The 19,108-nt window shown below is 55.8% G+C and carries 16 protein-coding genes and 4 pseudogenes; 10 read left to right on the top strand and 10 right to left on the bottom strand.

Annotation, left to right across the window (positions count from 1 at the left end):
• Positions 1–5 precede the first annotated feature (5 nt).
• Positions 6–524, bottom strand: a complete 519-nt coding sequence (locus ACA054_RS15720) for an arsenate reductase (azurin) small subunit (protein WP_497690196.1) — start codon at positions 522–524, stop codon at positions 6–8.
• A gap of 721 nt (positions 525–1,245) precedes the next feature.
• Complete coding sequence (locus ACA054_RS15715; protein WP_497690195.1) at positions 1,246–1,851, bottom strand: class I SAM-dependent DNA methyltransferase; 606 nt, start codon at positions 1,849–1,851, stop codon at positions 1,246–1,248.
• A gap of 631 nt (positions 1,852–2,482) precedes the next feature.
• On the opposite strand from ACA054_RS15715, the gene ACA054_RS15710 reads away from it, so the two are divergent.
• Both ACA054_RS15710 and ACA054_RS15705 read left to right on the top strand, forming a co-directional pair.
• Positions 2,483–3,712: a site-specific integrase gene (locus ACA054_RS15710; RefSeq protein ID WP_497690194.1), complete on the top strand. Its 1,230-nt coding sequence runs from the start codon at positions 2,483–2,485 to the stop codon at positions 3,710–3,712.
• A 177-nt stretch (positions 3,713–3,889) separates the two neighbouring features.
• Entirely contained in the window at positions 3,890–5,182 is a 1,293-nt protein-coding gene (locus ACA054_RS15705; RefSeq protein ID WP_497690193.1) for a tyrosine-type recombinase/integrase, read from the top strand.
• Positions 5,183–5,247: 65 nt separating this feature from the next.
• Here ACA054_RS15705 and ACA054_RS15700 read toward each other — a convergent pair.
• Positions 5,248–5,611 (bottom strand): annotated as a pseudogene (locus tag ACA054_RS15700) (MFS transporter); the annotation flags it as partial.
• Between ACA054_RS15700 and ACA054_RS15695 the strand changes: the two are divergent.
• From ACA054_RS15695 to ACA054_RS15675, 5 genes and pseudogenes are all read left to right on the top strand, one after another.
• Positions 5,612–6,270 (top strand): annotated as a pseudogene (locus tag ACA054_RS15695) (N-methylproline demethylase); the annotation flags it as partial. It abuts the pseudogene before it with no gap.
• 290 nt (positions 6,271–6,560) lie between these two features.
• Positions 6,561–8,066 (top strand): CoA-acylating methylmalonate-semialdehyde dehydrogenase, encoded by a 1,506-nt coding sequence (locus ACA054_RS15690; RefSeq protein ID WP_497690192.1) that lies wholly within the window; start codon positions 6,561–6,563, stop codon positions 8,064–8,066.
• Positions 8,067–8,133: 67 nt separating this feature from the next.
• Positions 8,134–9,024 (top strand): 3-hydroxyisobutyrate dehydrogenase, encoded by an 891-nt coding sequence (gene mmsB, locus ACA054_RS15685; RefSeq protein WP_497690314.1) that lies wholly within the window; start codon positions 8,134–8,136, stop codon positions 9,022–9,024.
• Between the two features lie 2 nt (positions 9,025–9,026).
• Entirely contained in the window at positions 9,027–10,085 is a 1,059-nt protein-coding gene (locus ACA054_RS15680) for an enoyl-CoA hydratase/isomerase family protein (RefSeq protein ID WP_497690191.1), read from the top strand.
• A gap of 48 nt (positions 10,086–10,133) precedes the next feature.
• Positions 10,134–10,428, top strand: a pseudogene (locus ACA054_RS15675) (acyl-CoA dehydrogenase family protein); the annotation flags it as partial.
• Here ACA054_RS15675 and ACA054_RS15670 read toward each other — a convergent pair.
• On the bottom strand, positions 10,341–11,198 hold the full coding sequence (locus tag ACA054_RS15670) for a zinc-dependent alcohol dehydrogenase family protein (RefSeq protein ID WP_497690313.1): 858 nt from the start codon (positions 11,196–11,198) through the stop codon (positions 10,341–10,343). The pseudogene ACA054_RS15675 and the gene ACA054_RS15670 sit on opposite strands and share 88 nt — an antisense overlap.
• 48 nt (positions 11,199–11,246) lie before the next feature.
• The gene (locus tag ACA054_RS15665) at positions 11,247–12,392 is read right to left on the bottom strand and encodes an NAD(P)/FAD-dependent oxidoreductase (RefSeq protein ID WP_497690190.1); all 1,146 of its coding nucleotides are present in this window, start codon (positions 12,390–12,392) and stop codon (positions 11,247–11,249) included.
• A gap of 670 nt (positions 12,393–13,062) precedes the next feature.
• On the opposite strand from ACA054_RS15665, the gene ACA054_RS15660 reads away from it, so the two are divergent.
• The 3 genes and pseudogenes from ACA054_RS15660 to ACA054_RS15650 all read left to right on the top strand — a co-directional run.
• Positions 13,063–13,839, top strand: coding sequence for an enoyl-CoA hydratase (locus ACA054_RS15660; RefSeq protein ID WP_497690312.1), 777 nt, complete (start codon positions 13,063–13,065; stop codon positions 13,837–13,839).
• Positions 13,840–14,013: 174 nt separating this feature from the next.
• The gene (locus ACA054_RS15655) at positions 14,014–14,763 is read left to right on the top strand and encodes an electron transfer flavoprotein subunit beta/FixA family protein (RefSeq protein WP_497690189.1); all 750 of its coding nucleotides are present in this window, start codon (positions 14,014–14,016) and stop codon (positions 14,761–14,763) included.
• Positions 14,764–15,288: pseudogene (locus ACA054_RS15650) on the top strand (electron transfer flavoprotein subunit alpha/FixB family protein); the annotation flags it as partial.
• Here ACA054_RS15650 and ACA054_RS15645 read toward each other — a convergent pair.
• From ACA054_RS15645 to ACA054_RS15625, 5 genes are all read right to left on the bottom strand, one after another.
• Positions 15,224–15,739 carry a carboxymuconolactone decarboxylase family protein gene (locus ACA054_RS15645; protein WP_497690188.1) on the bottom strand — a complete coding sequence of 172 codons (516 nt, stop codon included), beginning with the start codon at positions 15,737–15,739 and terminating at the stop codon, positions 15,224–15,226. The pseudogene ACA054_RS15650 and the gene ACA054_RS15645 overlap by 65 nt on opposite strands.
• A complete protein-coding gene (locus ACA054_RS15640; protein ID WP_497690187.1) occupies positions 15,717–16,214 on the bottom strand; it encodes a (R)-mandelonitrile lyase in 498 nt (165 codons plus the stop codon). The genes ACA054_RS15645 and ACA054_RS15640 overlap by 23 nt, the downstream gene beginning before the upstream one ends.
• Before the next feature lie 79 nt (positions 16,215–16,293).
• On the bottom strand, positions 16,294–16,782 hold the full coding sequence (locus ACA054_RS15635; RefSeq protein ID WP_497690186.1) for a cyclophilin-like fold protein: 489 nt from the start codon (positions 16,780–16,782) through the stop codon (positions 16,294–16,296).
• A gap of 24 nt (positions 16,783–16,806) precedes the next feature.
• Positions 16,807–17,937 (bottom strand): MFS transporter, encoded by a 1,131-nt coding sequence (locus ACA054_RS15630; protein ID WP_497690311.1) that lies wholly within the window; start codon positions 17,935–17,937, stop codon positions 16,807–16,809.
• Between the two features lie 123 nt (positions 17,938–18,060).
• On the bottom strand, positions 18,061–19,089 hold the full coding sequence (locus ACA054_RS15625) for an alpha/beta hydrolase (RefSeq protein ID WP_497690185.1): 1,029 nt from the start codon (positions 19,087–19,089) through the stop codon (positions 18,061–18,063).
• Positions 19,090–19,108 lie beyond the last annotated feature (19 nt).

Raw genomic sequence — 19,108 nt, 5'->3', positions numbered from 1 at the left:
CCTTATCAAAGGAGGTTGGACTGACGTCCGTAGATCAACCCTTCGACGGCAACTGCACGAACCGAATCGTCATTGGGGTTGTACTCAAGCACTATGCTCGGCAGGTTCTCTGTGGCTTGGCCGGAAACCATTTGGCCAATATTCTCAGGGTCGAAAATGCTGAAATGGCAGGGACATTTGAACAACTTCTGTCCCGCGTCATAGGCGACCGGGCAACCCATGTGAGTGCATAGCGTGCTGTAGGCGACAATGTCGCGTTCCGGGCCGACACCACCCGGAACGGGAGCGCCCATCTTGATCAATGCGCAAGGTGAGGCCGCGTCGGGATAGGAAAACAGGACTGGCGTGTTGACCTGCAATTTTTGAGCTTTGGTGAGCGCTTTCGTTTGGTAGGGGAGATTGACTCGTCCCTCTACCGTTGGCTTGGGTGTCGCAGCTTGTGTGAGTTCGGGCAGTCCTATCGCCACGCTTGCAGCAACCCCGCCTCCAACTTTCAAGAAGAGTCTTCTGGATATCGATGCCATCTCTGCCTCCGCATTACACTTGCGATGCAGTCGGCCCTGGCTGTGTCGCAAGCGACTTTTACTTCAACCCATTGAGCATAGTTGACCGCCCGAATCTGTGGCGAAATGGGTCGAACATCGAGTGATCCGTGCACGATTTCGTCGATATTTCCGACTGGCGGGTTGCTGAGTCATCTGCTTGTTGTCGCCACTAACAAGACACTGCAGGTCGTCGAAGGGGCTACCCATTGCGACCTGTATGACCAGCCTGAGCCTGTGGTCAAGGCTCTGGAGGGTAGGGGCGAGATTGTTAGGTGCTCGCGATAGCGGTCAAGAACGGGTTCGCTTACAGAGGATCATCATAATGAAAACAGAGTACGCCTACTCTAAAATCACCAGCCTTAACATTGACAATAACGAAACCTATAAAAGCGAGATATGAGGCACTTTAACAATCCAAACCCATCAAAATCCGCGAAGACAAAACCGCGAGTTAAACGAGGAAAAGGCGATATAGCCAAGGTTGCGCGCGAAGCAGCCCACGCTGGAAGCCAGGATTTCGTTTACTTCGTTTCTCCCGGAAACCTCTTGTCGAAATGAACAAGATCTATAGGGCGAAGTTTAAGAGAACGATAAAGCGGTGAATTACGATCATGATCAGTTGAAAAATAGCTCAACTAAATAGCCGTTTAGTTGAGCTATAAGATTTATCTATATAAGTGCGCAGGGCAGCGTGACGTTTCTATCCGAAAACAGCCAGCCAAATCGTGTGCCCACCACAAGCCGGATCTTCCGTTGTTTGCTCAACGACGCTGAAACCATGGGCGTTGAGCAACGCGGTATATTCATCATGGTCCAGGCTCGCGTGATACAGCGTTTCACCTTCGAAGGTGCCCAACGCAATGCCATGGGCCGTTCCACTGGTGAACATCAATGCAGCACCAGGTTGGGCATGGGCCTGGAAAATCGGGAACATTCGACGCTGATCCTCAGGCGTCAGGTGAAAGAAACTGTCCCACGCCAGAATGCCAGCGTAACGCTGAGCAAGTGCCAACTGGCGCATATCGGCAATACGCCAATCGTGCTGCGGGAAACGTTGCTGACACAAGCTGATCATCGCCATGGATGAATCAATCCCACACACAGCATGTCCTGCGTCGATCAAGTAACTGGCCATGGGTTCGGCGCAACCACAACCGATGTCGAGGACATGACCATCGGCGACAGGCATGGCCTGACGAAAACGATCCAGCCATGATTGCTCAACGAGGCGCCGAGAGCGAACTCGATCCCATGTTTGAGCGTGGCGTTCGTAGAGATCGATGATTTGATGGGCTGCTTCATGCATGGGAGAGGATCCAGGGGAATGTGGTCGGGGGATGTGGTTGAGCTTTGAAATGTACCTGGGAGATGCCCTGTGTGGAATACCTATTAGTACGCATAATGTATATTATGTTAAATGCAGTATATGGAAACGTAACACAAGCATCCAGCCGACCTGCAGCTGTGACCGACCACAATTAAATGGAATCCTAACGGCTGGCGATAAAGCTAACGTTTTTATTCGGTTATAATTGTAGCTGCCGATTTATTAGTCATCTTCGGTCGTTAATCGCCGGAATTGAACTTAGATTTATCAGTTGAATACACCTGCCTAGACCTCTCTTTCCGCCTAACAACGAGTAATTCCATCGATTAACGCACATTAATTCCACTTTTTTTGATAAATAAATCCACCACGTACGTAATAACGGCAAGAAACTCCACGTTATTGGTGATTTCTTTGTAGGGACAGTCCGCTTGATAGTTTTTCACGCGTAACCGATTATCGGTGGAAATATCAAAAATCATCCTAAGATTGACATCAATCAATTGACTAATTGAAATGAGACATTTAGCGTTGAATGAGTCTGTGAGCGTTGTATAACCTCAGCGTATTTACGGCGCGCCCCATTCCACAATAGATGCGGAGTGTTAAATTGGAAATTTACTTGCGACCTCGCCCAATTTTCGATGATAAAGCGTCCCTGGAAACCCCATTATTGATCTTCTATGGTAGTCATCCGTCGGTTCGCAAATATTTTGAGAACTTTCAGTCTTATATTGATATCGAGCAAGATTACGTTTATGCGCGCGCCTTTTTATTAGCGCGTTGCGTAGAGCCTAATACATTCGGCAACTACAGAAATTACATTGAGCGCTTACTTCTCTGGAGTTGGATATACGCGAAGAAATCACCATTAGATTTGAGCGTCAATGAAATCAAAGATTTTGTTAATTTTAACGAATGCCCTGCAAGCGATTGGGTAGGAAGCTGTCCGAGACAGCGATTCATTGATAATGATGGATGTGTCGACTTCAATGACGCTTGGCGACCAATAAGTAATCGACGCTCCAATCCGGAAGAAAAATATATTAATAGAGAGAGCGCGGAAAACTCAGCTTCTCAGCTCGCCATGTCTGCTAGTTGCATGGTCCAGTTAATTAGTAGATGTAGTTCATTTTATAACTATTTGATCGAGATAGGCGTTGGCAAATCGAATCCTGCAGTTCTACTAAGTAAAAGATTCGCTGATAGATCGAACTCTATTAAAAAAAATAGGCCATCATTAACGCGCGAACAATGGGCGCTGGTTGTAGAAACTGCAGAAACCATGGCGCGATGCAATGCTAGATATGAGCGATCGCTATTCATTATCATGGCAACGTATTACTTATATCTGCGGGGTGCTGACCTCGCTTGCTCTAGTGAAACCACACCATGCATGAGTTCTTTTTTTGAGCGCGACGATTGTTGGTGGTTTGAACTACCCGGACGAAGCAAGTCTCAGATAATTTCTGTGGACCCCGCATTTATTCCATATCTTATCCGCTATCGAGAAAGCCGGAATCTGCCGCCCTTACCAAGTCCTGAAGACAGTAGTTCGCTGCTTGAAACGGTACATGGTAGACCGGGATTAACGGGTCGCCAGATCAGAAAAATCGTTCAGAAAATTTTTGATTTAACGCTTGAGAAGATGGTACGAAGCGGCTCGAGCGATGAGCAATGTATCTCCCTTCGTGCTGCTTCTGTAGCTTGGCTGCGGGAAACTGGGGCAATGAACGCTGCTGAGTTTAGGGATCTTAGACACCTTCAACGAGATCTCCGCCATGCGTCACTCGCGTATACGCTGGACCGGTACTGCAGCAAAGGAATACAAAGGCTCTAGCCTGTCGGGGTAGACAAAATGTGCAGCATTCTTTTGGCCAGCATTTTCTAAGAGGATCAACCAAGTCAGGTTGGAAAGATTTAGCTGCAATATCCGATAACTGTCAGACCCGGATATTGCATAAAAGGCGTGGGGCACACATGCTACGGCCATTCGAATCCCGCATTGGCCCCATTTATGTCACGCCTACCCCAGCCGCTGTTCGACACCTTCGAGTGTTTCCATGAGCTCAATTTTCTCCAGCTCAGTACTGAGCGTCCTGTTGTTCAGGCATATCTCAAGAGCTTTGATGACAGTTGCCGCGCCGCTGACAGTTATCTGGTTGTGCGTAGTTTCCTAAAGTCATACGCCGGCAATCAATCAACCTTCAATTCTTTCAGGACGCACGTCGAGCGCCTGTTGCTTTGGTCGCTGATTGTTGCGCGTAAACCGTTGCTGGATCTGCGCCGCTCTGATGCGGAGCAATTTATGGAATTCTGTCTTAACCCGCCCGCGGACTGGGTCGGCCCCATGATCAAATCTCGGTTCAAACGCATCGGTGGGCGAAAACGGCTTGAATCAGATGAGTACGTCGTGAATCCTGACTGGCGACCATTCAGTGGCACCGTTTCTAAACGTGAGCGCAAGCTGGCGACTGAGACGATGAGCGATCTCGCCTCAGGTACTTACCATATGGCCCAAGGGTCGGTGGCTCAGGTCTTCGCTGTCTGCGGAAGTTTCTTTCAGCATGCAATGGATGAAGGCCTTACAGAGGCTAACCCGTTCCGCGCCATCAAGCAGAAGTCGATTTATAAGCAGCGGAACATACTGGACGTCGCGTCTCGATCGCTCACTGAGCTGCAGTGGAGTTTTGTAATCGACACGGCAGAACAGATGGCTGACGAAGACGCTCGCCATGAGCGCACGTTGTTTATCGTGGCCACGCTCTTCGCGATGTACCTCCGAGTGTCTGATCTGGTCGGCCGTGACAACTGGCGGCCAACTATGGGAGATATACGGCGAGACACGACGGGTAACTGGTGGTTTCACGTCGTCGGCAAAGGCAACAAAGCGGCTAAAATCAGTGTGCGGGACGAATATATCCAGGACTATCTCGTGCGTTATCGCCGATCACTGGAGCTGTCTCCCCTGCCCTCACCACAAGAAAAAACGCCGTTGATCGCGACGCTTAAAGGACGCGGCGGGCTGTCGGATCGACACGTAAGATCGCTTCTTCAAGCGTTGTTTGATCGGGCACTGCAACGTATGCAGAGTGAAGGTTGGAGTGAGGATGAGATTGACCAACTCCGCTCTGCCTCGCTCCACTGGCTACGCCATACAGCCGCGACGTTCGATGCGCCGCTTCGCGATATGAAAGACCTCCAAGCGGATCTGCGTCATAACAGTCTCAGCACAACACAGAACACCTACTACAACAGCCTTGATGAGCAAAGAGCTCGCTCAGTCAAAGGACTCAAAATGCGCAGGTAGCATTCCGGGCAGGTTACCGATGCCCATTCTCCCAGTGTGGTATCACGACCGCAGGGCCAAGCGACGAGGTTGCGCTCAGTCTTGAGGAACGTCGGCAACCAAGTCATCACCGCGTGGTAACCACCATGCGCCCCAGGCCCAACAGACCACCGAACAGCGTCACTCGGAGCAGTTCCGGGCGGAAGATGCCGGCCAGGGATCTGAAAAAAGCTTTTCGGGATGGCTTTTTCTTTTTTACAGACGCTGGAAGCTGTCGGGTTCCTCTACATTGCGTCGCACCCCGATGATCAGGAACGACGGAAGCAAGCCGACGATAAACATCACCCGCCAGGCCATGTCTTGTGGCACGAGGGAATAAATCAGTGCGAACACCCCGACCGCCAGGCCCCGACCCACGGCCCAGGCGCTTTGCAAAGTGCTCAATACCTGGCGAAGGCCTGCACCGTCCACGACGAACCCCAGGACGGGGTGATCATCGCCACAGGCGGCCTGCCCCACACCGAGATTCTCTCGGCCGGAAATGATCTGGTGGCTTCGGCCTGGGACATCATTTCCAGGGATGTGAAACCTGGGCGCAATGTCCTGCTGTTCGACGATGCGGGTGATCACGCCAGCCTGCAAGCCTCCGAGTTCACCACTAAAAGCGGCGCAAAAAATCGAAATCATGACACCAGACCAAACCTTCGCACCGGAAGTCATGGCGATGAACTTGGTGCCCTATGCGCTCGTTGCAAGCCCTGGACACCACGTTCACCGTCACCTTCCCGCTGCTCGCCGTCGAATGCGACGGCCAAAATCTACTGGCAACCATCGACAGTGACTACGGCAACGCGCGCAAAACCCGACGCGTCGATCAAGTGGTGGTCAACCACGGTACCCGACCGCTGGACGAGCTGTATTTCGAGCTGAAAACCGTCTCCAGCAATGGCGGTGTGGTTGAAAATCAAGACCTGATCGTCGGCAACCCACAAAACGAATTGATCAACCCGGACGGCAAATTCCATGTGTTTCTCATTGGCGATGCGGTGGCTGCGCGCAATACACACGCGGCTATCTACGATGCCTTGATACGGGTCAAGGACTTGTAAACGATCCCGTTGCCGGGGTGGAGAACACCATGCAAAAAGATGAAATTACATCCTGGATAATATTAATTTCGCAAAAAAAACGGTGTCTAAAAAACATGGTTACTCGCCTGTATATCCACCGATTTTGCATCACGCGGAAAATTTTACATGCATAAATGCAGGTTTGACCTGCATTTATCCTGATACAACAAGCAAATTTGCGCTGCTAGGATCACGTCAGTTGCCTCGACGCGACCCGCGCGTCGAGATCGTTCATAAGAACAAGAGGCCTGAAACAGGCTGGAGATCCCATGACAAGTGCAGTCCCTACCGTCAAATTGCTGATCGGCGGCCAACTGGTCGAGTCCACTGCCACGCAATGGCACGACGTGGTCAACCCGGCCACTCAAGAAGTCCTCGCGCGCGTCCCCTTCGCCACTCCTGAGGAAATGAACGCCGCCGTTGCCAGTGCCAAGGAGGCCTTCAAAACCTGGCGCAAGACGGCGATCGGCACTCGTGCGCGCATCTTCCTCAAGTATCAGCAACTGATCCGCGAGAACATCAAGGAGTTGGCGGCGATCCTCACCGCCGAACAGGGTAAAACCCTGCCGGACGCGGAAGGTGATGTGTTCCGTGGCCTGGAAGTGGTCGAGCATGCAGCCAGCATCGGCAACCTGCAGTTGGGTGAGCTGGCCAACAACGTGGCCAGCGGTGTCGACACCTATACCTTGCTGCAACCGCTGGGTGTATGCGCCGGCATCACCCCATTCAACTTCCCCGCGATGATCCCTCTGTGGATGTTCCCAATGGCTATCGCCACCGGTAATACCTTCGTTCTCAAACCGTCGGAGCAGGATCCCATGGTCACCATGCGCCTGGTCGAACTGGCTATGGAGGCCGGTTTGCCCCCAGGCGTGCTGAACGTGATCCACGGTGGTGTGGACGCGGTCAACCTGATCTGCGATCACCCGGATATCAAAGCGGTGTCCTTCGTCGGCTCGACCAAGGTGGGTACCCACGTCTACAACCGCGCGACCCAGAACGGTAAACGTGCACAGTGCATGATGGGCGCCAAGAACCACGCGATCGTCCTGCCAGACGCGAACAAACAGCAGACCCTGAACAACCTGCTCGGCGCCTCGTTCGGTGCCGCTGGCCAACGCTGCATGGCACTGCCCGTCGTCATCCTGGTGGGTGAAGCACACAGTTGGTTACCGGAGCTGATCGAAAAAACCAAAACGCTGAAGATCAACGCTGGTGCTGAAGCGGGTACCGACATCGGTCCGGTGGTTTCCTGTGCGGCCCTGGACCGCATAAGCGGTCTGATCGCCATGGGGATCGAGGAAGGTGCGACATTGGAACTTGATGGACGCAACCCCGAGGTTAGCGGCTACGCCAAGGGCAACTTCGTTGGCCCGACCATTTTCTCCGGTGTAACCAAAGACATGGTCATCTACCGTGAAGAAATCTTCGGCCCGGTGCTGTGTGTCCTGCAGGCCGAATCGCTGGATGAAGCCATCGAGATCATCAACGCCAATCCGAACGGCAACGGCACCGCCCTGTTCACCCGCTCCGGCGCTGCCGCTCGGCATTTCAAAGAGGAGATCGACATCGGCCAGGTTGGCATTAATGTTCCGATTCCGGTGCCCGTACCGATGTTCTCTTTCACCGGCTCCCGCGCCTCCAAACTGGGCGACCTGGGCCCGTACGGCAAACAGGTTGTGCAGTTCTACACGCAGACTAAGACCATCACTGAACGCTGGTTCGATGAGAACGAAGTCGGTGGACCAGTCAACACCACCATTACGTTGAAGTAAGCATTCATGGATGCAGCCGCTGTTACAGCGGCTGCATGATGGCTATAACAAGAACAAGGATACGACCATGCACATTGGTTTTCTGGGGCTGGGCAACATGGGCGGCCCAATGGCCCACAACCTGCTCAAGGCTGGCCATCGCGTCAGCGTCTTCGACCTTAGCGCCACTGCGGTCGAGGATCTGGTCAAGGCCGGCGCCACCGCCAAAAACTCTCCGGAGGCAATCGCTACCTCCGGTGTGGAGGCCATTATCACCATGCTGCCGGCGGCGTCACACGTCAAGCAGGTCTACCTGGGTGATGAAGGTCTACTGGCCCATGTACCGACTGGCGTGCTGCTGATCGACTCGTCCACCATTGATCCTCTGAGCGCTCGGGAAGTAGCGGCCGCGGCTCTCAAACATGGTAACCCGATGGTCGACGCCCCGGTTTCAGGCGGAACCGTCGGTGCAGCAGCCGCAACCCTGACCTTCATGGTTGGAGGCACTCTGGAAAGCTTCCAACAGGCCCAAGCGATATTATCGGCGATGGGCAAGAACATCGTTCACTGTGGTGACTCAGGCAATGGCCAGGTCGCTAAAGTAGCCAACAACATGCTGCTGGGCATCTCCATGATCGGCGTTTCAGAAGCCATGGCTTTCGGTGTCGCTCTAGGTATGGATGCCAGCATATTGGCTGGCGTCATCAATACCTCGAGCGGTCGTTGCTGGAGTTCGGAGGTCAATAACCCGTTCCCCGGCGTGCTGGAAAAATCACCGGCGTCACGCGACTACAGCGGCGGGTTTGGTACCGACCTGATGCTCAAGGACCTCGGCCTGGCAACCGAAGCTGCCCGGCAGATCCGGCAACCGGTGATTCTTGGTGCTCTCGCCCAGCAGCTTTATCAAAGCTTCAGTAACCAAGGCAATGGAGCACTGGACTTCTCAGCGATCATCGACACGTATCGCAAGGACACTTGAGAATGAACCAGCAAGAAGATCCGGTACTGGCGCACGTCAGCAATCACCTGGGCTATCTGACGCTCAACCGCCCCACGGGGCTCAACGCGCTGAACCTGCCCATGATTCGTCTACTGCACAAATATCTTCATCGGTGGGCTGACGATCCAGATGTATACGCCGTGGTGCTGCGTGGCAATGGCGACAAAGCTTTCTGCGCAGGCGGTGATATTCGCTTGCTCTACGACAGCCATAAAGCCGGTGAAAACCTGCACAACGTATTTTTCGAAGAAGAATACGACCTGGATCAGTACATCCATGCCTACAGCAAACCCATCCTCGCACTGACACACGGTTTCGTCCTCGGTGGTGGCATGGGGTTGGTTCAAGGCGCGCAGTTACGTGTCATCAGCGATGACACGCGCATGGGCATGCCGGAAACTAACATCGGCTTCTTTCCGGATGTCGGCGGCAGCCACTTTCTGACGCGCCTGCCTGGCGAGCTGGGAACGTACCTGGGAATCACCGGTTTGCACATCCGGCCGGCCGATGCCTTATTCACCGGCCTGGCAGATTGGTGCCTACCGCGCGATCAGTTCGCAGAGTTTGAACGCCAGATGAATACCCTGGACTGGAACATGCCCGCCATGGACTGCCTAACCAGCCTGCTGGCATCGATGGCATCCACGAAGCTGCTAGGCGCCGAACTCAAGGCCATGTCCGAAGCCATCGATTTGCATTTCTCGTTCGACACAGTCGAAGGAATCTGTAATTCCCTCAAAACCGAAGAGCGCTACGCATTTCAGGACTGGGCCGAACAGACGCTGAAACTGATCAACAACCACTCTCCCCTGGCGGTGAGCGTCACCCTTGAATTGTTACGCAGAGGCCGGACGCTGTCGCTGGCCGACTGCTTCAGGCTGGAGAAGCACCTCAGCGGGCAGTGGTTCGAGAAAGGCGACCTCATGGAAGGCGTAAGGGCATTACTGGTCGACAAGGACAAGAGGCCGCAATGGAGTCCTCCCACCCTCGTAGAGATGACGCCGCAACGCGTCGAGGCATTCTTCGCTGGATTCAAATAAGCCGCGACTACCAGAACCTTCCTAAACAAGAATACAAAAGAGCACCCCATGCACGACATCGAATTGACCGAAGAACAACGCATGATCCGCGACATGGCCCCGTGACTTCGCCCGGGCCGAAGTCGCACCCAAGGCCCAAGCCTGGGAAAAGGCTGGCTGGATCGATGATCAAACTATCGCGCACTTGGGCGAACTTGGCCTGCTCGGCATGGTCGTTCCTGAACAATGGGGCGGCACTTACATCGACTATGTTGCCTACGCCTTGGCGGTCGAAGAAATTTCGGCAGGTGACGGTGCGTTAGGCGCAGTCATGAGTATCCACAGTTCTGTGGGTTGTGGGCCGAAATGGCCCGCCAGCACGCCGATCAACGCGATGTGGCCGCCGATGCGACAGGCAGCGACCGACTGATCGAGCGTGCCAGCACCGCCGATTTCGACGGCGTGATCGACGCCGCCACTCAGCTCAAACGCCACGCGTCCCCATTCCGGCTGTTCGCGGTAGTTAATCAGATGATCAGCGCCCAGTGCCTTCAGCCGCTCAAGCTTCGCATCGGACGAAGAGGTCGCGATCACGGTAGCGCCGGCGGCTTTGGCGAACTGAAGCGCAAACAGTGATACACCGCCGCTGCCCTGCACCAACACCACCTCACCCGGCTTAACCTGACCATTGACCACGAGGGCGCGCCAGGCAGTGAGTGCCGCGCAGGGTAAAGTCGCTGCTTCCAGGTAGGAATACCCCGATGGAATGAGCGTAAACGACGTGGCTGGCATCGTGGCGTATTCGCAGGCGTAGCCGTCGACGTAGTCGCCGGGCACGGCGCCGAGCAGTTCGGGTCGTGCTTCGCCATCGAACCATTCGGGAAAGAAGGTACCGACGACGCGATCGCCGACGGCCAAGGTCGTGACACCCTCGCCCACTTCGATCACCTCTCCAGCGCCGTCGGACATCGGAATGCGTCCGTCTTCGGTCGGGAGGCGACCGGTGACGACGGCGTAGTCGTGAAAGTTCAGCGAACTGGCGCGCACGCGCAACAGAATCTCGCCAGGACCGGGACGACGCACGTTTCGTTCAACCACCTGCAGGCGGTCAATGCCGCCGGGCTTTTGCGTTATGACAGTTTTTAGTTCGTTTCCTTTTCGTCAGTCCATCTGGCACAGCCGTTACAACTCGAACGTCTTGCGAAATCTCGGTACGAGCATCTGTTCAGCTTTTGCCTTACGGTTCAACCAAGGCCAACGGACCACGCCAAAGAATGGCAAGTGCGCGACACCCGTGCGGCTGCCTAGCGTAATCGCCATCATTGGATTGCCGGTCTGTGGACTGTAGGTAGTCATTTGCTTTCGGTCGTTCCCGTTCATGAGCAAGGCACGAACATTTGCGTGGGCAACATTCACTTGGCCAAAGATATGCAGTGCCATCTTGTTCTCTGCCAGATCAGTGATATCGCCAAGCGCGAAGAGGTTGTTCTGACCCTGAACTCTCAGATCCGGAGATACCTTGATACGCCCGGCAGAATCCAATACACCCGAAAAATGGCTTTGCATGTAGGCGGTGTTTGGCCGTCCGCCAGTGCACCAGAGAATAAGATCGTAGGCGATGCGCCGCTTGGCGACAGTTATCGCCTCACCGCCATCGGCAAAGATGTAATCGGATGGACGAGCCTGCCCGTCGAGCTTGTCACCCGTAATGATATTCACACCGCGCTTGCCGAGAACGGCGGCAGCATGTTCAGCAGCACGCTCGGAAGTACCACCCAGTATGCGCGGGGCCGCTTCAAGAATGGTCACCGACTTGTCCGGCCAGTTTTCGCTGATTTCGCCCGCGACTTCGATACCGATCGGACCTCCACCAATAATCAGCACTCGCCGAGCCTCCAGCAGGCGAGCGTTGAAACGTTTGTAGAATGCTTTCCTGTCGACGTCTGAACCTGCGACCGCACGCATCAGTGGGTTAGCAAAATGGCTTCCTGTCGCCAGAATCGATACATCGCCGCACACCAATGTCCGGACACCGTCACGATCCTCAACAAGGCCGCCGTCCGGTCTGAGCTCCACCAGTTTTGCGTGGATATGCTCCACCTCCGGCAGTGCGGACGCGAACGGAAGGATCGAGCGTTCGGCAAAACCAGGCTTCACAAGATTGCGCGGCGCAGCCATCGGCACCTCGAAATAGTCCAGCGGGTCAACCAAGGTCACGTTGGCTTTACGCGAAAGTTGCTTGGCAAGCAATGCACCGGCGACACCGCCGCCAAATATAATGACGCGGCGCTTTGCTGCCTTATTCGTGCCGCCGTACTGAAAGCTCATACCGGTTCCTCATCCACTGCTGTATAGAAAATTGATTTGACCTCGGCCTTTTTTTGTCTTCTCGCCAATCGACCGATGGCTTTGTGCATCTGAAGCGCTTGCGGGCGGTATGCTCCAATGGCAATAAGCTGGCCACACAAAATTCCAACTTCAAGGTGAGCAGAATCTCGGCCAGCTTCTACGCGGCAATCAATGAGCAAACGGAAAGTGTGCGTTTGTACGTGCACTTTGCAGCGCCCAAGTGATCCGGCCTATGGGATCGTTCGCCCAAGCAGTTGATCCAGAGCGTACCGTTCATGGCTACCAAACTCGTCGTCGAAGACGACGATTCCGCCTGCCACGCCAGAGCCTCTCTACCTTCCAGACCTTGCGGGGCAAATGACTAACCGCTGCATCGGTCGCAGCAGGCACGGTCTAAAAACGCGCCCCGCCTTCACTCCATGCAAAAAATCGTCATTTTGGACGAAGCCCGGGCAACCAGAATCGCGGGACATTGTGATCCGCTGTTTCCTGGTCCTGGGCCAGAAGAATGATCGGACGCACAAGCCCGTTGATCGTTGAGATTACGGGCCATGAGCCAGGTTGTGGCTCCGTCAACACCTCCATCAAATTCAAGCAAGGCGATTACCGCGCCTCCTCCGAGATCGCGACCAAAGCCATGGACAACATCATGACCTATGAGAATCTGTTGCTGGAAATGCACGGCAAAGTGGCGCTAGTAACCCTCAACCGCCCGCAGGCGCTTAACGCTCTCTCGCCGGAACTAACCAGCGAGCTGAGCGCCCTGCTCATACGTCTGGAAGCCGACGATAACGTTGGCGCGGTGGTCCTGACCGGTAGCGAGCGAGCCTTTGCCGCCGGTGCTGACATCAAAGTGATGAAAGACTGGTCCTACATGGATGTCTACAAGGCTGACTTCATCACCGCCACCTGGGAAGGTCTCGCCACCTTCCGCAAGCCGAGCATTGCCGCCGTCGCCGGCTACGCCCTCGGCGGAGGCTGTGAGCTGGCGATGATGTGCGACTTCATCATTGCAGCCGACACCGCCAAGTTCGGTCAACCGGAGATCACCATCGGCACTATTCCCGGTGCCGGCGGTACTCAGCGGCTGACTCGTTTCATCGGCAAGTCGAAGGCGATGGATATGGTCCTGACCGGCCGCATGATGGATGCTCAGGAAGCCGAACGCTGCGGACTGGTTAGCCGCCTGGTGCCAGCTGAGCAACTGCTGAGTGAGGCGCTGAAGGCGGCCGAACGGATCAGCGAACTGTCCGCCCCGGTCGTGATGATGGCCAAGGAATCGGTCAACCGTGCGTATGAGACTACCTTGGCCGAAGGCATCCGCTTCGAGCGCCGGATGTTCCACAGCACTTTTGCCACACACGACCAGAAGGAAGGCATGGCCGCATTCAGCGAAAAGCGCAAGCCGGCGTTCAAAAACCGCTAACCGCCCTCTCCTGGATGCGCGAGGTGAAAAGACACGACATCCCGGACTTTTCCACCATCATCAAGCTATACCGACGAGACGTCCAAGCATGAGTACCAGCGAAACTCCCTTTGAGTTTAAACGGGCAGCCTCCTAGTAAGTCTGCTTTTTCTTATCTATAAAAAAGAGAACGCCATGAAGGTCGTTGTAGCTGTCAAACGAGTGGTCGACTTTAACGTCAAGGTTCGCGTCAAGGCGGACAATTCCGGCGTCGATCTCGCCAACGTCAAGATGTCGATGAACCCGTTCTGCGAAATCGCCGTGGAAGAAGCCGTACGCCTGAAAGAGCAAGGTGTTGCGACTGAAATCGTCGTCGTCTCCGTCGGCCCGTCCACCACTCAAGAGCAACTGCGCACCGCGCTGGCTCTGGGTGCCGACCGCGCCATCCTCGTCGAATCCGCCGAAGATCTGACTTCCCTGGCCGTTGCCAAGCTGTTGAAAGCTGTTGTCGACAAGGAACAGCCTCAGCTGGTGATCCTTGGCAAACAAGCCATCGACAGCGACAACAACCAGACTGGCCAGATGCTCGCGGCATTGAGCGGCTACGGTCAGGGCACGTTCGCTTCGAAAGTCGAAGTGTCCGGCGACACCGTCGCCGTGACCCGCGAAATCGACGGCGGCGCGCAGACGGTTTCCCTGAAACTGCCGGCCATCGTCACCACCGACCTGCGTTTGAACGAGCCGCGTTACGCGTCCCTACCAAACATCATGAAAGCCAAGAAGAAGCCTCTCGAAGTAGTGACTGCGGACGCTTTGGGCGTTTCCACCGCCTCCACCCACAAGACCCTGAAAGTCGAAGCGCCGGTTGCACGCAGTGCGGGTATCAAGGTCAAGTCGGTGGCTGAACTGGTTGAAAAACTCAAGAACGAAGCGAAGGTGATCTGAATGGCTATCCTGGTTATTGCTGACTTTTCAACCGACCAGCAAGACAACAAAGTGCTGGCCCCGGTCACGCTGAACACCGTGGCGGCTGCCACCAAAATCGGTGGCGACATTCACGTACTGGTAGCGGGCCAAAATGTTGGCGCTGTCGCTGAAGCCGCTGCGAAAATCGCGGGTGTGGCTAAAGTGCTGGTGGCCGACAACGCCGCCTATGCTCACCAGCTGCCGGAAAACGTCGCTCCGTTAGTAGCAGATCTGGTGATCGAGCAGCGCACTATTTACAACCACGTCTTGGCACCTGCCACTTCCAACGGCAAAAACATCCTGCCGCGCGTTGCCGCAGCGCTGGACGTCGACCAGATCTCCGAGATCATCTCGGTGGAAAGCGCCGATACCTTCAAGCGCCCAATCTACGCCGGTAACGCCATCGCTACCGTACAGTCCAACGCTTCGGTCAAAGTCATCACCGTACGCGCCACCGGTTTCGAACCGGTTGCAGCGCAAGGCGGTTCGGCGGCTCCTCACCAGCGCCAGTGAGGCGTTCGGTGCCCAGGTCGAGCAAAGCGCGCCCCGAGGGAACAGGGCCTGGATCGCGTCCCGGCGCATCATGAATACCCCGTGCGGCACGTTCTTGCAGGACTTTCATCAGCAGCGACAGGGCATTGAGACTGCGCGGGAACCCAGCATAGGCATAGAGTTGAACCAGGATCTCCTTGCTCTCGCTAATCGTCAGCCCGGCATCGAGACCGTGATTGAGCGCGTCCTGCAAACGGGGCATATCGCCGACGGCCATGCTGGCGCCGATAGGGGCGATGGCCTGTTGCTTGGCGGTTAAAGTCTTCTCTCGCACTGTTTGTATCTCCGGTTTATGGGAGGTATTGGCGCTGGAGATCGGGGCCCAGGCAAAAGTGGCTAGGAGTACGAAGCCCAGCGCCCCCAACCGGACATGGCAGCGCTTACTTGGCGGGGTACTGTTCATCGCTCACTTTCTCCATCCAATTTACGTTGTTACCGTTTTTCGTGCCGGTGATAGCCATATGCGTCATGGCAGTCGACGGCGCGGCGCCATGCCAGTGCTTAACCCCCGGCGGGCACCAAACCACATCACCGGGACGTAATTCTTGCACGGGCTTGCCCCATTCCTGAGTACGCCCTACCCCCGCTGTCACCACCAGATATTGTCCAGCAGGGTGCGTGTGCCAGGCCGAACGCGCACCAGGCTCAAAGGTGACGTAGAGCGTTGAGGTGCTGATTTCGGCCGTTGCAGCCGTCAAGGGGTCGACCCTTACGCGGCCAGTGAAATATTCGGCAGGCCCCGTCACCGAGGCCTGCTCTCCCGCACGAGTGATTTGCTGGCTGTTCGGGTTCTGCTCTGCCGCGACAACTGGCGCGAAGTACGTGGCAGCGAGCAGCGCCAGTGCGGCTAGGGGTGAGGTTGAGTGTATGGGCGTCATGGAAAACTCCGGTGTCACGTTTTAGTGGGGGCTGGTGTGCAGCGCTTGAGAAGTGCAGGTCGCGCTGACCATGGCAACCCTAATCAACGGAAAATGTCACACGTACATCGTCGCGACCCAGGGCCTTGGCAAGACCTGCCGGCTTGTCGATGCGGCCGAGACGGGAATAGGCGTAGGACGAAGTAAAGGTTTGATAAAAGACCACCAAGGTGTCGGTGCCGTACAAAAGCAAATCGCCGTTGTGGATGGTTCCCGGCCGGTAGGCTTGGGTGGGGAGTGGATGATCCAAGGTGGCGTACTTTTCGTTGCTGTGCAGCTCGGTCATGTCCAGGCTGAGCGGCAATCGGGCGACAAGCTCCCGAGTGGTCGGGTTATCTTCAAGGGATATGCCGAAACGCTGTTGGCCGACGGTCATCCACATCGTGGTGTTCTCCATGCCTGTTGACGGGCCTGCGATATCCGTCGCAGCTGCGAGGGGTAAAACCGATAGGGCCAATGGCATCAATGCCGCCAACCAGAAGCCCTTCCAGCCTTGGGAGTAATCGGTGCCGAGACTGCGCGTATGCATGGCCTTGCTCCGTCGAATGGATGGTCACCGGGTGTGCGACACCGGCGAACGGGAGGTTAGAAACGTCAATAAGGCGGCTAGCATCAGCAGCGCTGCGCTGGCGATAAAAGTGCTCTGGTAGCCGAGCGTGTCAAACAGTACGCCACCCACGGTGGAACCCACTGCGATGGCCAACTGCACGATTGCCACCATCAGTCCACCGCCCGCCTCGGCGTGATGTGGCAAGGCGTGCGCGATCCAACTCCACCAGCCCACGGGCGCTGCCGTCGCAATAAATCCCCAGAGCCCCAACAGCACCGCCACGGCGATAACCCAAGTGCCGGAAGGAATCAGCGCCAAAGCAATCACGGCCATGAGCAGTGAGATGGTACTCAGGGTGCCGTAGAGGTTGCGTTTCAGCACCCCGCCGATCATCGCCGTGCCACAAAAGCCAGCCATGCCGATCACCAAAAGCAGCAGAGAAAGGGTCGGCACGTTGACCAGGGTGACTGTTTCCAGAAACGGCCGCAGGTAAGTGAACAGTGCAAACTGGCCCATAAAAAACAGGCCGCTGGCAGCCATTCCCAGCGCCACCGTACGATTTTTCAGCAGCTTGAAAACATTGCCAGCACCCGGCGAGCGCTCCTGCGTTGGCATACTTGGCAGGCTGATCCATTGCCAGACGAGGGCGATCAGCGCCACCGGAACCAGACAGAGAAATGCACCACGCCAACTTACGACCGATCCCAGATAACTGCCCAGTGGCGCCGCCACCACCGTTGCCAGGGCGTTGCCGCCGTTGAAAACCGCCAACGCCCTGGGCACCTGCCTGGCCGGAACCAAGCGCATCGCGGTGGCTGGCGACATCGACCAGAAGCCGCCGATCACCATGCCAATCAGGGCGCGCCCGACCATGTAGGTCAGGTAGTTCGGGGCAAGTGCCACAACGGCGCCCGACACTGCCATCAAACCGGTCAGCGCCAACAGCAGGGTCTTTCTGTTGACGCTGCCGGCGATCCAACTGATGGACAGGCTGGCCAACACTGCAAACGCGCCGGAGATGGCCAGCCCCTGGCCTGCCAAGCCCTGGCTCACCTGCAGGTCGGCTGCCAACGGCGTCAGCAGGCTGACGGGCATGAACTCCGATGCGATCAGCGCGAACACGCACAATGTCATCGCATAAACGCCGCCCCAGCTACTGGCACGCGTGCCTGTTTCACTGGCGGAGGTAGCGCCCAATTGGGTGTCAGCGCAAGTGTTGTTCATCGTAGATTGAATAGCCTCTGTGGTGCTTGCCGGTTACTTCAGGTGGGTTTGGAAGAACTGGGTCAGCTTGGCGAAAGGGATCAGGTTCACCCGGTCATACAGATCGACATGGCCGGCGTTAGGCACAATGACCAACTCTTTAGGTTCACCCGCCAGGCGAAACGCCTCTTCGCTGAACTCGCGGGAGTGGGCGTTTTCACCTGCGACAAACAGCATCGGGCGGGGCGAAATACTCTCGATATCTACGAATGGGTAGAAATTCATGAACTTGGTGTTGCTGCTCAGCGTCGGGCGGGTGGTTTGTTGCGGCGTGGAGCTGGCCGGCGTGAATTCGCCGCGCGGGGTGCGGTAGAAGTCAAAGAACTCGCGCTGAATGGGGTGGGTGTCGGCATTGAGTTCCTGCACGGTGCCGCCGGTGTATTCGGTCTTGCCGCCGGTGAACTCCACATAACGCTGCTCGGCCGCCGTTGCGATGACCTGCTTGCGCTGCTCAAGGGTTTGCGAATGCTTGAGACCGTTGCGGTTGGCCGCGCCCATGTCGTACATGCTGACAGTGGCGATGGCTTTCATGCGCGGGTCGATCTTGGCCGCGCTGATCACAAAGCTACCGCTGCCACAGATACCCAGCACGCCGATGCGCTGACGGTCGATAAAGGGCCGCGTGCCGAGATAATCCACGGCGGCGCTGAAGTCCTCGGCGTACATGTCCGGCAGCACCGCATTGCGTGGGCTGCCTTCGCTTTCGCCCCAGAACGACAAATCCAGCGCCAGAGTAACGAAGCCCTGTTCCGCGAGTTTTTGCGCATACAGGTTGGAGCTTTGCTCCTTTACCGCGCCCATGGGGTGGCCAACGATAATGGCCGGGCTGCGGGCGGCGTTGTCCAGACCCTTAGGGATGAACAGATTGCCCACCACATTGAGCTGGTATTGATTTTTGAAGCTGACCTTCTGCACGGTCACCTTGTCACTTTTGAAGAAATTATCTGCACCGTTGGACATATCGGCTCCTGACGCGGTAAATGAACTGAGCAAAAAACCGAGCATTACGAGAAGTTTTTTCATGAGGCGTCCTTATCAGGGG

The sequence above is a fragment of the Pseudomonas sp. LBUM1653 genome (genome assembly GCF_059716115.1).
Note: the sequence above shows the minus strand (reverse complement) of the source record. Positions and strands in the feature narration are given on the sequence as shown.